The sequence below is a fragment of the Bombilactobacillus folatiphilus genome (assembly GCF_023380265.1).
GTDB lineage: Bacteria > Bacillota > Bacilli > Lactobacillales > Lactobacillaceae > Bombilactobacillus > Bombilactobacillus folatiphilus.
Genome location: NZ_CP093366.1, coordinates 822973 through 838746 on the forward strand (window position 1 = coordinate 822973; position 15774 = coordinate 838746).

General features: G+C 35.5%; 12 protein-coding genes and 2 pseudogenes. 3 read left to right on the forward strand and 11 right to left on the reverse strand.

The window, feature by feature from the left end; genetic code table 11:
- Positions 1–188: 188 nt before the first annotated feature.
- From MOO45_RS04210 to MOO45_RS04225, 4 genes are all read right to left on the reverse strand, one after another.
- Positions 189–1985, reverse strand: coding sequence for an MFS transporter (locus MOO45_RS04210; protein WP_249513700.1), 1797 nt, complete (start codon positions 1983–1985; stop codon positions 189–191).
- A 202-nt stretch (positions 1986–2187) separates the two neighbouring features.
- Positions 2188–2772 carry a TetR/AcrR family transcriptional regulator gene (locus MOO45_RS04215; RefSeq protein ID WP_249513701.1) on the reverse strand — a complete coding sequence of 195 codons (585 nt, stop codon included), beginning with the start codon at positions 2770–2772 and terminating at the stop codon, positions 2188–2190.
- A gap of 368 nt (positions 2773–3140) precedes the next feature.
- On the reverse strand, positions 3141–4337 hold the full coding sequence (locus MOO45_RS04220) for an ABC transporter permease (protein ID WP_249513702.1): 1197 nt from the start codon (positions 4335–4337) through the stop codon (positions 3141–3143).
- Positions 4318–5229 carry an ABC transporter ATP-binding protein gene (locus tag MOO45_RS04225; RefSeq protein ID WP_249513703.1) on the reverse strand — a complete coding sequence of 304 codons (912 nt, stop codon included), beginning with the start codon at positions 5227–5229 and terminating at the stop codon, positions 4318–4320. Before MOO45_RS04225 ends, MOO45_RS04220 begins: the two co-directional genes overlap by 20 nt.
- Before the next feature lie 369 nt (positions 5230–5598).
- On the opposite strand from MOO45_RS04225, the pseudogene MOO45_RS04230 reads away from it, so the two are divergent.
- A pseudogene (locus MOO45_RS04230) lies at positions 5599–6147 on the forward strand (uracil-DNA glycosylase).
- A 205-nt stretch (positions 6148–6352) separates the two neighbouring features.
- On the opposite strand, the pseudogene MOO45_RS04235 reads toward MOO45_RS04230, so the two are convergent.
- A pseudogene (locus MOO45_RS04235) lies at positions 6353–7511 on the reverse strand (MFS transporter).
- A 372-nt stretch (positions 7512–7883) separates the two neighbouring features.
- Here MOO45_RS04235 and MOO45_RS04240 point away from each other — a divergent pair.
- Positions 7884–8180 (forward strand): ArsR/SmtB family transcription factor, encoded by a 297-nt coding sequence (locus MOO45_RS04240; protein ID WP_249515157.1) that lies wholly within the window; start codon positions 7884–7886, stop codon positions 8178–8180.
- 161 nt (positions 8181–8341) lie between these two features.
- Here MOO45_RS04240 and MOO45_RS04245 read toward each other — a convergent pair whose 3' ends face one another.
- From MOO45_RS04245 to MOO45_RS04260, 5 genes are all read right to left on the reverse strand, one after another.
- Entirely contained in the window at positions 8342–8938 is a 597-nt protein-coding gene (locus MOO45_RS04245) for an NAD(P)H-dependent oxidoreductase (protein ID WP_249513704.1), read from the reverse strand.
- Positions 8939–9021: 83 nt separating this feature from the next.
- Positions 9022–9144 carry a hypothetical protein gene (locus tag MOO45_RS08125; protein WP_260524459.1) on the reverse strand — a complete coding sequence of 41 codons (123 nt, stop codon included), beginning with the start codon at positions 9142–9144 and terminating at the stop codon, positions 9022–9024.
- 141 nt (positions 9145–9285) lie between these two features.
- Positions 9286–10434 carry a mannitol-1-phosphate 5-dehydrogenase gene (locus MOO45_RS04250; protein ID WP_249513705.1) on the reverse strand — a complete coding sequence of 383 codons (1149 nt, stop codon included), beginning with the start codon at positions 10432–10434 and terminating at the stop codon, positions 9286–9288.
- Between the two features lie 2 nt (positions 10435–10436).
- Positions 10437–10877 carry a PTS sugar transporter subunit IIA gene (locus MOO45_RS04255; RefSeq protein WP_249513706.1) on the reverse strand — a complete coding sequence of 147 codons (441 nt, stop codon included), beginning with the start codon at positions 10875–10877 and terminating at the stop codon, positions 10437–10439.
- A gap of 12 nt (positions 10878–10889) precedes the next feature.
- Complete coding sequence (locus MOO45_RS04260) at positions 10890–12665, reverse strand: PTS mannitol transporter subunit IICB (protein ID WP_249515158.1); 1776 nt, start codon at positions 12663–12665, stop codon at positions 10890–10892.
- A gap of 196 nt (positions 12666–12861) precedes the next feature.
- Here MOO45_RS04260 and MOO45_RS04265 point away from each other — a divergent pair, with 196 nt between their 5' ends.
- Positions 12862–13566 (forward strand): glucosamine-6-phosphate deaminase, encoded by a 705-nt coding sequence (locus MOO45_RS04265; RefSeq protein ID WP_249513707.1) that lies wholly within the window; start codon positions 12862–12864, stop codon positions 13564–13566.
- Between the two features lie 78 nt (positions 13567–13644).
- Here the strand turns inward: MOO45_RS04265 and MOO45_RS04270 are convergent, their stop codons facing one another.
- The gene (locus MOO45_RS04270; RefSeq protein ID WP_249513708.1) at positions 13645–15708 is read right to left on the reverse strand and encodes a BglG family transcription antiterminator; all 2064 of its coding nucleotides are present in this window, start codon (positions 15706–15708) and stop codon (positions 13645–13647) included.
- Positions 15709–15774: the final 66 nt, after the last annotated feature.

Sequence of the window (15774 nt, forward strand, 5' to 3'; positions counted from 1 at the left end):
CGAAATCATCTTCATCTTAAACCCTCAGCTGAAAGTTTGCAATTAACTTAATAATTTATCTTCAATTTAATTAATTTCCAGATTATATATAAGCAATAACAATCTCCGTATAAGTATGATGTGGAACAATTGTAACCAAAAAAAGAGCCGATTTTCATCAGCTCTCTGGGAAGTGTTAATTTAAATACTTAAGCTACTTTTTTCTTTTGATAATCCGTTAACAACGCAATTGGCGAACACAGCAAGACAATGATCGCGGCAAGTAAATAAGTTTTACTAAATGCAGCCGTTAGTTTTTTATTTTTTTGTTTCTTAATGTCCCTTAACGTGGTTCTGATTTCGTTCTTTTGTGCCAACAACTTAATACCGGTCAACATCTTCTGTTGTCCCTTCACTAAACCACCAGTCGCCGTCAACAAAGGATTATTGCTATCTTTCACCAATTTAGTGAGACCAGTATTGAGCGTTCTGGTGCCATCAGTCATCATTTTTTGTTTTTGATAAATGATTCCTAAAGAACTCTTTTTAGCAGGTTCAGGTAAATTATTAGTTTGCTGAGCTACCCGTTTGATTTTTTTCTGTAAACCAGAAGTTTTCGTTTTAATATTTTTACCCTTGGAATTCGTTTTAAAAAGACGTTTAACTTCTTTTTCTGCCACATTCTGAACCTGTGGCGCCAAACGATGGGTTTGAATCGTTTGAACTGCATCACTTCTAATTTCATTTTTCGCATTTAAAACATTGTTGTTTAAAACTGTCACCAATAACGCCATGCCTAGACACGTACCAATTTGACGCATCGAATTAACGATTCCCGAACCAATCCCCGTTTTTTCTTTAGGCAAATATTGGACCGAAGCAACAAGTGAAACCGATGAAAAACCAAAGCCAAAACCATTAATAATCAGAAAAACAACAATAATAATGGTTGGGGTATTCATTTTGATTAATGATAGCAAGCCTAAACTACCCGCAATCAATAATAGTCCGATTCCTGTGACCCATTTGGCACCCATTGCATCAAAAATTTTCGTTCCCAAAGGCATCGCTACAACCACCGTCAACGATACCGGAATAATAATCAACGCGGCATGCAGTGCGCTGTAATTGAGTAAATCTTGTAAAAAATAATTAATAATTAACATAGGGCAGACTAATGAAAAGCCTGTCACAAAATAAACTAAGCTGGATGCTGTAAAAGTCTTTTCCTTGATTAGATCTAGTTCAATTAACGGTTCCGCAACGCGTTTTTCAATTAGGTAAAAGACCAATAGCGCTAAAACGCCAATTACTAAACTAGTCACAATAATCACTGAATGCCAACCTAATTGTCGACCTTCCAGCAAGCCGAAGACAATTCCGCCTAGTGAAACAGACAGTGCCAGCATACCAAACCAATCAATTTTGCCAGATAGTGTGTTGTCATATGATTCTTGAATGAAAAAGACCACAATTAATAGGGCAAGAATGGATAATGGTAAATTAATCCCAAACACACCGCGCCAGGAACCATATTGTAAAATAACGCCACCAATCGGTGGTCCACCAGCAGCCGCCAACGCTGTAATGGCACCAACGACACTCGAAATTTTAGACGTATTTTCTTTCCCAAAAATTTCAATCCCCATAGGCAACACAATTGGTGTGATAATCGCCCCGCCAATGCCTTGGAAAAATCTAAAAACAATTAAAGCCAATAATGAGGGTGCAAACATACAAGCCGCTGAAAAGCCACCAAAGAGCACCAAGCCAATGAGCATTAACTTTTTGCGACCGTAACGATCCGCTAATTTAGAACCTGTGATCATAAACACAGCCAACGCTAAAGTATAAATGGTGGTCACCCAACTCGTATCATTCAGACTGGCATGAAATTGATCCATAATACTAGGCAAAGCAATATTAATAATTGTACTATCCAACGTTCCCATGAACATTGCAATTGTTAAACCAACAAAACTAATTAATTTTTTGGTATTGGACATCTCAACTTTCCTTCAATCCATAATTTTTTAAAATGATTTTTAATATTAATTTTTCTAATTAACTCTCTTTTTCCGAGCACACCAAGCAATGATAAAAATACTCCAATATATAAGCTCACTGTTACCAATACTTTCAGTTAGAGCGCATTTTCCTGTTTGATACGGTTTACTTAAGTTTTACCTTCTAACATATTGGTCATGCTTATGACTCTTTCCCAAAGCAAATCTTGTAGATCGTCATAACTAACTCATCAATATAAGCTTCTTGTTGTGCAGCAGAGTCAAATTTAAAGAATGCGGGGCCCGAATTTTCAATTAGATTCATGACCAGCATTGCTTTGACTTTAGGTTTTTCTTTTATTAAAGGGTTAGTGATCATCAAAATATCCATAATCAGTTCAATGATTTGGTCATTGTAACGATTAATAGTGTCCCTAAACTGATGATCCTGACGGGACAAGATGATGATGTCACCATTCAAAAAATTATTTTCCCATTGTTTATCAATGCCATTGATTAAGGCCTCTTTAAACTTAATTTCCGAACGAATATTATTGCCAGTCAGTTCCTGTTTCAATCTTTCTAAAGTTGCAACTGTATACTTAAAAAAACGATTCACAACTTCTTTAAACGCATCTTCTTTGGCCTTAAAGTAATTGTAAAACACCCCCACCGAAAGCCCCGCGGTCGTCGTAATTTCCTTCGTGGTGATCGCAAACAAACTATTGGTTTGAAGTAGCTTGTCGGTCGCTTCAATTAATTTTTGCTTATTATCTTGTTTAGCCATCTTTCCTCCCTCAAAGTAATTCTTGATGTCCATATATGAATATTAATTCATATTAAAACAAAAATCAACCATTTTATGAACTTGTTGTCATCATAGATGAGTAGCTATGGACATAACTGCAATCAAGTAGCAACATTAAAAACATTCAATTCTTTGCTTTAACAAGGAATTCAAGTCAAGTCTAAAGGAAAAGAGCTAATTAAAATCCATTTTTGCCAAGCCAGTTATGAATTATAATTCATTATTTGATAAGAATAGCTTTCAAAGCAAAGGAATCTAGTTGTTCACTAAAATAACGACCAAGATACTGACATCTTGATCGTTAATTTGAAACAGAACTATTCACAAACACTATTTTTATGATATATTCACTGCTTTAAGAAATGTTTGAATGCATACTTAATGGGCTTACTGCCTTTATATAACGCCAATATTTGGTACAGTTGCGAAAAGACCCACGATAAAAGAATAATTGTACCGACAGCGAGGATAATGGCTGCCAAAATAATCCAGATCGGAACAGCTTCTGTGGAAACCCAGATCGGCAAGAAAAAAGACGAAGTAAACGGTAAAACAGATAAGATTTTTGTGACGTAATTAATCGGCTTAGCCAACGTTAATGTCCATATGGTCGCCATATATAACACCATAACTATTAATCCAACCGGCGTCGAAACTTTGGAGATATCCTCTTGTTTAGTGACACCAATGCCAGCAAAAGAAGATACTAACAAAAACAAAGCCACGCCAAAGAAAATAAACACCCCATCTAATAAGATGATACTAGTCAAATTCCCATTGGTTAAATTCTGAATGAATTCAAAAATATGATTGATTGCCGTAAATTGATGTCGGAATAAAACTAAAACGCCAACAAAAACCGCATATATAACCAAGTTAGTCACCAACAAGAGAACCATACCCAAGAATTTACCAAAGAAATATTGCGTAGCAGAAATACTGGACAGTATCATTTCCATCACCTTGTTGCCCTTTTCTGAACCGATTTCTTGTGCAAAGATTGACGAATAAACCAGTATAATCAGATAGATGATTATACCTGTGACTAAGCCGACAAAGAACGTTTTATCACTCAATGAAGCTTGCTGACTTTCATATTGAACACTCGGTTTCTGATTGAGCATTTGTACTTGGTCTTGAGTTAAACCTGAACGCACAGAATTTATTTTTGCTTGAAGATTTTCAAAAATCTGCTTGATTTGTGCCACTTTATCAACACTAAGATTTGCGCCATAAATTTGGACTTTGAACCTATTTTGTTTGAGGGCTGCATCATCGATTTTAATGTAAGCTTTCGTATCACCTGCGTTCAATCTTCGCTTAGCTGCCTGCCAAGTTTGGTCCTTGACAGTGAACAAATCATCATTTCCATTCCTAATCGTCTTCGTTAACTGTTGCTGATTGCTAGCAATATCAATTTTTTTGGACCCGCCTCCCCAAATCAGAATGGCGATTATAACTAACAAAATCGGTAGAAAAATCATTAAGAGAAAACTTTTAGAAAAAAAGTGCTTTTTGAAAGTCTCAACGGTTACCGTGATCATCTTCATTTACCTTCCGTGTAAATATTTCTGCTAATGTAGGATAATTTTGATTAAACACCGGCTTATACCCATCACCTTCGATTGATGAATAAACTTTCTTTCCTACCTGCGCGTCAGATAATTGTAAATCAAACATATGCGTCACGGGATCATGCTTTTTAACAGCGACTCCAGGAATTTGTGCAAAAAAACTTGGCGGCCGTAAGGACCATAAGCTTAACTTAGTCCGTCCAAACATACTTTTGATTGTATGAATATCGTTATTTAAGACAACACTACCGTTTTTTAACATCACGACTTTGTCACAAAGATATTCTACGTTATTCATGTTGTGGCTCGAAAAGATAATCATTTTCCCCTGCGCCTTCAGTGCCAAAATATTGCGCATAAAAATATCAGCATTTACGGGATCCAAACCACTGAACGGCTCATCTAGAATAATCAACTCAGGATTATGAATAAGAGCCGCGATCAATTGAACTTTTTGTTGATTTCCTTTGGACAGCATTTTAATTTTCGTCGTGGGCGTCCCTTTAACCTCAAACAGTTCCAAAAAGGTGTGCATCCTTTCAAGAGCCACACGCTTTTTGAGACCATGAAGTCTGGCAAAATAGACCAGTTGATCTTGAATTGTATAATTAATAAATAAGCTGCGTTCCTCAGGTAAAAAACCAATTTCGTTATATAATGTTTGCGTTACTTTTTGATTTTGATAACAGATCTCACCTTGTGAAGCAGAAATAAAATGCATAATGATGCGTAAAATAGTGGATTTACCGGCACCATTTTGACCAACAAGACCGGTTATTTCGCCATCATTAGCACAAAATGACACCTTTTTTAAAGCCTCGTTGTCAGCAAATGATTTGGACACATTCTTAATTTCAAGCAAATAAAATTTCCTTCCCCTCTTGCCTAGATGACTGCATTAAGTTTGTTTTAAAAGAACCGAGAATAATCAATACCAACTTTAAAACATCACCAACACTTTTTAAAGTGAATCAGGCAGACCTGTCGCTGCTTGCAAAGACGATTTACTAATTTTTGAATTTTTTCTTTAAAAAATAAAATTATGTGTCAAATTCAGAGCTCCTGATACAATATTTAAGTCACTATTATTTTAAAATACACGACACAAAATACTTTTCCTAAGAATCTACTCAAAAATCACACTATTATTATATAATATTTAAACCATTAAATGTGACAATTTTTAGTAAATTAATCTTTGCTTAGTTCAATTAACAAGGGGGCAGTTAACATGAAATATCCTGCTACTTGCGCAAAGAAATCCAACAACGCAGTCAAGGCTTACAACTAGAAGACCTGAACAAAGGTGCTGGACCTCAATATCCAACTTTAATGAATATCGGTGAAGCTCCCGGACGTGACGAAATCAACACACACATTTCCTTCCATGGACGTTCGGGTCAAGAGTCGAGAGTCGTTGACAACTTTAAATTTAACCAGAGCGGACGTGTATATTACTAGTGTGGTGCGTAGTCGACCTTATCGTATCAAACAAGTTTTTGATCAAAAAGCACAACAACTAGTGACCAAATATTCTAATCGGAAACCGACACAACCAGAAATTCTCGCTTACGCACCATTTTTGGATTATGAAGTCAATTGGGTCCAACCCAAAATAATTATTACGCTAGGAAAGACTGCTGCTCAGGATGGTTATTGTTGGTAAAAGCAAAAATATCAAGTTTTTTGTACTTATCACCCTGCTGCTGTTTTTTATAATCGAAAGTTGACGCAAACGATTCAGCAAGACTGGCAAGTTTTAAAGGAGAGGTTGAAATAATGATTTTGCTGTTTTAAGTTAGTTTTTTATGCTAAAGATTTTTTGAATCAAAAAAGCAAAACTTATGGCAGATAAATAATCTTAATGTCTTTTTATATTCAATTGAACATAAAATCTAAATCAAGTGGTACTAACTGCAAATCAAATTTTGCAATATCAGAAATTAAATCTTTAAAAGTCATTTTTTATTTTAAGATATAGATAATTATGATTTTTTTATAAATAAAGCTGGTAATATTCCCACAATTGATAGCACTCCTGAGCCCAACATTGCAGCATTAAAACCGTGTGAAAATAAACGAGCGGATTGAACGCCACCAAAATTATAAAAAATGATGACGGCAATAGTAACCCCTATAGCCCCTCCAAACAATTTAAACATATTATAGATGCCCGAAGCTTTACTGATAAAATCATTCTCTACAGCATCAACTACAGATTTTTGTAATGATGGCCCAGCTAAAGACAATCCTATACCCGAAATAGCCAAGGGAATAAACATTAAAACAAATGATGATGAAGTATTAATTGATAGTCCAATCAAAACATATCCGATACCTTGCATAGTCAACCCTAAAATACCAATTATCTTTTCACCAAAACAATCCACAGCTTTACCTGCAAATGGTGCAACAACAACTAATGTACCTGTCCATGTAGCATCATCAAACCAGAATGAAGAGCATCTGCATGATCAACACTTTGAAAATAACAGCTAATATCACACTTGTTATACCTACAACAATCATTGCAGCACTGATAATTCCAGATTTACTTTCAGAAAATGTCAAAATAAGTCCAGCAGAAGACAAAAAAATCAGAATGGAATCAATTACATTTAGTTTAGAATTTGCAACAATAGTTTCTGGCAATTTTTTCTGCGATAAATATATTGTTATTAGTCCGATAGGCACATTTATCCAAAATATCCATTGCCAAGCTAATTTAGATACAATAATTCCTCCCAATGCAGGACCAATAATCAAAGCAAAACCACCTATACCGCTCCAAATACCTAATCCTCTTCCTCATTCCTCTGGTTTTAAAGATGAAGACAAAATTGCCATCGACATAGGAGAAATTACAGATGCACCAACACCTTCAACCACTCGAAACATAATTAGTGAAACAATATTATCAGATAGTGCATACCCGATAGATCCTAACACAAAGATAAGTATTCCAATATTATATATTTTTCGATGTCCAATCTTATCTCCCAGCGCAACTCCAAAAAGTAATACTCCGGCAACGGTTATATTATATGCATTCAGCGCCCATTGTAATTGGTCAACCGTAATATGAAAACTATTTTTAATAGCCGTTGATGCCGTCATAACAATCATCGAATCCATCATAGACATAAAAAAGCCTAATGAAGTTAAAAACAAGACTCATTTTGAACTTACTCTATTATTTACTTTCATCTTACTTAAATCCCCTTTACATATATATGGTAGTTATAATGATATGAAGTAAATTTATTCTCTGGATCAAATTCCACACATTCTCTCCAAATTCATATCCATGCTCTTTACAACTGTTCTATAGTTAAAACACTTTTAAACTATTCAAAATAGTAACATTATCAAATTGATCCGTCAATGTCTGCTTGCATGCTAAATTACTACTAACTTATTTCATCATTGGAATAATATTAATATGTAGGATAGAATTATATAAGATTTCAAAGGTAGGAGTAGCCAAAATTGGAAAAACAAAATCAATACAATAACATAATCCAACAATCAATCAATGAACAAAAAAATAATACTAGGGTAAAAATTTTTAAAGCACTCGCAGATCCTATACGTCTTCAAATAATATGGTACCTAAATTACGTCAATAGAGAAATAACTTGTGGTGAAATTGACAAGGTATTAAATATTAGCAAATCTGCTGGATCTTATCACTTTAAAATTTTGAGAGAAGCTGAATTAACAATTACAAGAAAAAGTTCAAGGGAAAAGTATGTAACTTTGAATTACACTACTTTTGACAAATATGTAATTGATTTCTGGAATTACAGTTAGGCAAAATTAAAGGCTTGCTTTTCTGCTTTTCATAGTACTAATTAAATAACGCATTAAAAAGAAAGAAAAACTTGCCAATTGCATATTAAACAAGAGTCCAACTTTTTGATCAAATTGAACTCTTGTTTCTTTTTTATTAAAACTGCCGATGTCAAATAGCATCAAATAGAAATCTGTTGTAAATATGTTTCCAACTCATGTCTTGGACGCTGCGTCAATTGTCCAAAATGACGCCAATCTAGTTTACTAACGGAACAATTATGCCAATGAACATGCTTGATTCCCGCCTGTTTCAGGGTCGCATGAGCAAAAACAGACTGCACCGCATTGCCTGCTATCAATTTTAAATACCAAGTCGGCGAAGTTGAAGTCGTTAAAAGCTGGACTTGTTGAATGTGTTGTAATTGACCTTGGACGCCGTAATTGCTGTTAACATAAGCAAAGTGCAGTTTAAATACTTTATCAAGAAAACCCTTGACTATCGCGGGTAAATCATTCCACCAAATTGGAAAAATAAAAATTAAACGTTGAGAATGTTGAATGGCAGCCTGATATTTTGAAACCAGCGGATCTGTGGTTTGTCCAATATGAAATAAACGCAATTCTTCTGTTGTATAAGCTGGATTAAAATGATCCTGATACAAATCTAAGACTTTGTATGGTTCATTTTGCGACTGTAATACTTCCTGAACTTGAAGTAGTACCGCATGATTCAAACTCTCCGCATACGGATGTGCATAAATAATGGTCGTAGTCATTCATATTTCCTCCTAGATTGTCTTCGCACCTTGCAGATAAATAGCAATCATTCGTTTAATAACGTCTGTGACTTGTTGATCTGTCAAATTGACAATATCTTTTTTGCTGACATTTGTAAATATTGTGCTACTTCCAATTCATTGCCACCCACAGAATTAATGGCAATCAAATCCCGTAAAATTTGCACTTGTTTTTGTCGTTCCATTTTTAAACCTTCTTCAAATCATTGATTAATAAACATATTTATATCCTATCACGATCAAATAAAATTTTCTATTTCAAACATAAATATGCCAAAAAAGCCTGGAAGTTTTTACCTCCAAGCTTTCAAGCTACTTATTCAAAATTATTTTTTAAATTCACTATCCATTTGCTTAGCAATTTCTTGAATCAAATCTTCATCGGTTAAATATGTTGTTTTCTTAACTACTTCACCAAATTTTGCCTGCAACATCTGATGTAACTGAACACTTTCATCATCTGCTGGTTCATCAAACTGGTAAATTTTACCCACTGTCTCCAACAATTTTTCATAGCTTAAACCACGTTCTTTAGCTTCGCGAATTGGACGAATAAATCGCTCATCAAACCCCAGTTTGCGAATTGGTGTTCGACCAACACGTGCAATCGAATCCGAAATATAAGGATTTTCAAATCGACTAATAATTTTAGCTTGATAAGCTTCGTGATCGCTACGATTAAAGCGCCACTTTGCGATTAATAAATCACCAGTTTCTTTCAAAACACCTTTTAACTGAGTTAAGACTTTCGGATCTTTAATGGCATCACCGATGTTATCATAGCCTAAAGTCTTACCAGTATACGCCACCGTAGCGTGACCTGTATTAACAGAAAAGAGCTTACGTTCAATATACGGTTCCAAATCAGGAGCATAATCAACACCCTTTAACTTTAAATCAGGATTGGCCATTTGCGATTCATCAACAACCCATTCCTTAAAAGGCTCAACAGACACCATTAACGGATCATCATGTTTTTGGATAGGCACAATTCGATCCACAGCCGCATTAGGAAAACCAATATATTGATCCGCAAACTCCTGATCTGCCTGCTCTAAATGTTGATAAACCTCTTCTTTCAAAACTTGCGAACCACCAATCATATTCTCGCAAGCAATCACATCAATTTTTTGAAGATTCTGATTTTGTTTACGAGCAGTAATTCCTTGTGCAATTAATGGAGCAATAAATTTCAAAATTTTGGGACCAATGGCAGTCGTCACTAGATCAGTTGTGGCAATAGCATCAACCACTTGTTCAGGATTTTTTCCATTATTAATACCAGAAACATTGGCCACGTGCAGTTTTTGTTGACCTTCTGCAGCTAATTCAATATCGTATTCATGACGTTTATTCAGTTCATTAATAATTGTTTCATTCAAATCAACGAATTGAATCGAAAAATCATTAGCCGCCAAAGTTTCGCCAATAAATCCCCGGCCAATATTACCTGCTCCAAAATGTACTGCTTTCATAATTATTCTCCTACCTCTTTCAACAAATTAATAATTTCTTGCTCCGATTGTGCATCGGATAACTGCGCTACATTACCTAGTTTACTGCAAAACAAGGCAATTTGTGACAAAACATCTAAGTGCTCATTATTCAGTCCCGCTATTCCAAAGACAATTGTTACTAATTTGGAATCTTTAGCACTACCAAATTCTACTCCCTCTGGAATCTGCATTACTGAAATACCAGTTTTGTGAATATACTGCTTTCCCGCGTCAGTTCCGTGTGGAATCGCAATGAAATTGCCCATATACGTCGAAAGCTCATTATTCCGGTCAATCATGGACTGCACATATTCTGGTTGAACACAGTGATCTTCAACTAATAATTGTCCCGCAGCGGTAATCGCTTCTTCCTTAGTTGAAAAATGTTGATTCAGCCGAATCATCTTTTTCTTTAATTCCATAGCTACCCCTCACTAATTTAAGTGTAAAACTAATTCCTTTAAGTCGTCATTCTCCAGCATATTCGATACAACAACTACTTGTGCCTGCGAAACTTTAGCTCGCAAATCCGCCTGTAACGCTGTTGTTGTAACCAAAAGCTGATCTGCCTGATCTTTGACATCACTTAAAATCACTCTGTCGGCTCTTAAAGCTTTATCGGCCGTCTGCAATTCTTGATTAAATTCACTAACTGCCATCGTTGTTGAACCTACATGGTGCGAATCAGTTACAAATCTAATTTGTTTAATTTGAGCAAAATCAATGTCACTAAAAATTGAATGCCCAGGCTGCTTCGTTTCAACTTCAGAAACGGAACTATTATCCTGTTTTAACATCTGAGCAATTTCATCATAACGCGGACTATTCATAAAATTATCCACCGAAACATGCATTGCATCTGGCGTTTTTTCCAAAGCTCTTTCAGCCAATTCATTTTGTGTTACCACTAACAGATTAGGCTCCGGCTTTAAGTTACGCACTGCCAGATTGGTTACTGGAACGTCTGTAACGCCTTCTTTTTTGAGCTTATCTCGTAACAATGAAGCACCCATAGCCGAAGAACCCATCCCAGCATCACAAGCAAAAATAATTTTTTGAATACTTACCTTAACGTTTGTAGTATCTAATTTTGGATCAGTTGCCTTAGAGTCGCTTTTCATTTGTTCCATTTGTTCTTTTTTAGCATCTAAATCTTCATCAGTCGATTTATTATTTTTTAAAATGGGCACGGACACAACAAAGGAAACAACTGCTGCCACCAAAACACCCGCTAAGTTGGCTAAATAGCTCCCTTTGGGGGTCATTAACAAAACAGCGATGATTGACCCGGGTGATGCAGCAGCCTTTAGACCAGCACCCATGATCTGAAAAGTAAAGGTGCCCGCCACGCCACCTAATATTGCCGAAATAATCAACATAGGTTTCATCAAAATATAAGGAAAGTAGATTTCATGCACGCCACCAAAGAAATGAATTAGCACTGCCCCTGGAGCTGAAGCCTTGGCGTTGCCTTTACCAAACATACAAAATGCTAACAAAATACCTAATCCTGGTCCCGGATTAGATTCCAGTAAGAACAAAATTGATTTACCAGCTTGACTGGCTTGTTGAATACCCAAAGGTACCAAAATACCATTACCAACGGCATTATTTAAGAACAACACCTTGGCTGGCTCAATAAAGACATTCGCTAATGGCAACAAATGGACAGAAATAATCCAAGCCACACCTTTGGCCGCCAAATTACTGCCACTTACAACCAGTGGATTGACAATAAATTGACCAATAATGGCCAAAATCATTCCCAAAATGCCGGCGGAAAAATTATTGTATATCATTTCAAAACCAGTTTTAATTTTATCTAAAAAGAGTTGGTCAAACTTCTTAATGCACCAGCCACCCAAGGGCCCCATAATCATAGCACCTAAAAACATCGGTACTTTGGCACCAACAATTACCCCCGTAGTAGCGATCGCACCAACCACAGCACCACGTTCTTCATACACCATTCGACCACCGACATAACCAATTAAAAGCGGTAACAAATAATGCAACATTGGATTAATTAATTGGGCGATGTGTTTATTCGGCATCCAGCCCCCTGGAACCATAAATAAAGCTGTCACCAATCCCCAAGCAATAATTGCCGCAATATTCGGCATAATCATTCCCGAAAGCGCCGTTCCAAAACGTTGAACTTTGGCCTTCAAAGAAGATTTAGGCTTTGTTGATACTTGTTTTGAATCCATCTGATCTTCCAAAATTGAAATCTCCCTTCTAGAAATTACACTTTTATTTTAAGCGCTATCACTACTATTCACAATAAAATCCAGTATTCATTCTGACAGTTGTAAACTGCCAAGATAATATTTTTAGATTTCCCTTGCAAATAAAATCTAAACTAACTATAATTGGACTATACCAATATTGAGAGGAGTAATTTCTATGAAATTAATCGTAACTAAAGACGAACAACAGGGTGGTCTGGAAGGCTTTAAAGTCTTTCAAGAAGCATTACAAAATAATGCACAAACTTTCGGTTTAGCTACTGGTTCAACACCTATTACCACTTATGAACAAATTGTCCAAAGCGATTTGGATTTTTCTAACTGTATTTCGATTAATTTGGATGAATATGTCGGCATCAAACCAGATAATCCGCAAAGTTATCGTTACTTTATGAATAAGTATCTCTTTAATCAAAAGCCCTTCAAGCAATCATTTTTACCTAACGGCTTAGCGCAAAATTCAAAGCAAGAAGCTGCTGATTACGATCAAATCATTAATCAACATCCAATTGACCTACAATTATTGGGAATCGGGCAAAATGGTCATATTGGTTTTAATGAACCCGGAACTTCCTTTGATCTCACCACACACGTTGCTAAATTAACTGAATCAACAATTCAAGCTAACAGTCGTTTCTTCAAAAATATCAACGATGTACCAAAAGAAGCTTATTCGATGGGGATCGGCTCAATTATGAAATCGAAAAAGATTTTGTTAGAAGCTTTTGGTACTCAAAAGGCAGATGCTGTGGCGGCAATGTTTAATGGCCCCGTAACAATTGATGTCCCGGCCAGCGTTCTGCAAAATCATCCTGATGTTGTCGTGATCGCTGATGAAGCAGCTGCTGCAAAAGTAAACTAATCGAATCTGACCAACAAAAAAACTCTCGAAAATATTTCGAGAGCTTTTTTGTATGAAAAAACAAATAAATCATTGGTTTTAAGACAAATTATTTGCTTGTAATTTTTGCAAAAATTTATCTGCCAAAAAATTTTGTAAAGCTAGCGTATTACCCGTTTCAAATAAGTGTAGATTGGCATCATTCATGACCAACAAGCTGCTAATCATTCCTAACAACTTCGTTTCCAAAGCATCAATATCAGCCGGTGCCAACATCAACAAAAAACGTGAAACTTGAATTTCTTCATGATCCATCGCTAGCATTGTGACCGGCCACTGCAACTCCACCACTTTGATCGCCAATTGCAAAACACCAGCACTACTTGTATGCAGCAACGCTAAGTGGGTATTGGGCAAACCGATCGGTGCTAACTCAATACGCTTGATCAAATTGGATGCCACTTGTGTTCCGTTTTCAATAATTGTGTCAGGTAAACTACGAAGTAACTGATGTATTAATTGCTCTAAATTATTTTGCGGTTTATTCAGCAACTTAACCACTTTAAATTGGGTTGTGATTTGTTGATACAGGGTAATTTCTAATTGTTTATTAGCTAAATTTTGTAAAGCATGGTCCGTTTTCGATGAATCAAAAACAGCTTCATGTCTGGCTTGAGAATGATTCTTTTTCAAATGCTGTTTAATTTCTTCAACATCGCTGTCTAACAACAAAGGACTGACAATTTGATACTTGCCAGTAAAGCCAGGCAGATCAATCGTTGTTAAAAGTAAATCATATTCAGTAGGATGAATTTGCGACAATTGAGCAATTTTAATCGTATCAATTTGTTGAATATCCGGAATTTCCTGATGTAAGCGATTCTTCAAAATTTGTGCAGTTGAAAAACCATTTTCACAAGCAATTAAGACCTTAGTTGCGTAATAATTACCATAATTTTCATATTCATTCGTAAAATATAACAATAACAATTGTATTTCTGCTGGATTGATCTTTTGCTGAGGAAAAATTTCCTGCCAGCGCTTGGCAATAATTTGCGACAATTTTTGATACTGTTGACCAATCGTCTCTAATGCCATAAATTTCATTTTGGGAAGTTGCGGTTGCTTCTTCTGAACCAAATTTTCCACATGCAGTGTTAATTTTTCAAAAAAAATCGCATCATGCGTAAAATCCCAGTGATAATCCATGGAAACCAGAACAATTAACTTTTTAACTTTCATAGAAACCGACAAATCATTATAATCCAAGTAATGACTTTTAATCTGATGATCACTATTTTGTAATTGCAACGCTAAAAAATTACGTTCTGCTGATTGCAGATTTTTAACCAAAGTTTGCGACGGCCAACTCAGCAAAAATTGATCAATAATATTTAAATATTTTATTTGTACCTGAGCATTTTCTTGACTAGAAAGAATGCATTTTTTGGAAATTCGGTACAGCGACATCGCAAAAATTAATACTAAAAAAATACTTTGTTGATCCGAAATCTCTTTGATTTGTCCCAAGACCTTGGTTTTCAAAACGCGATAACATTGCCGTAACAGTTTAACTGGTAAAAGCACCGCTGAAAAATTGGTTACAGTCGTTCTTTGACCTTGTAAATATGCTAAAAATTGATATTCATTAACCGAATCTGCAACCAAATGACAAAATAAATAACGGCGAACATCTTCACGACCACTTAGGACGATTCCCACCCCTTTTTTGCGCTCTAAATGTAAATCATATTGCTTAAAGGTTGTTTCAACTTTATTCAAATCACGTTGAATTGTCCCCAGACTTACTTCCAAATTTAATGCCAAATCAATCATTTTTATTTCTTCACTATTCAACAAAAGCATGGTCGCTAACGCTTTTTGCCGCGAATTAGCAGACAAAGTATCTTGAGGATTCTGGTGTTGAATATTGGTTTGGATTTGGAGAAGACTTACTGAGTTTCCTTCTAATCGATAAAATCCATGATCGTTAATGAGTTGAATTCCTTGATTTTCTAAATATAAGCGTAAATCAGAAAATTCTCGATACAAAGTCCGGGAACTAACATTTAACTGGTGCTCAAATTTTGTTAAAGACAATCCCTTTTTTGTTTGAAGCAATAATCCTAAAATCTTTTTCTGTCGTTCTGTAAAAATAACCATGCCAAACTCCTCTAATAACTATGTAACTTCGAAAATTTAATAATCATTTAATTTTAACGCTTACAT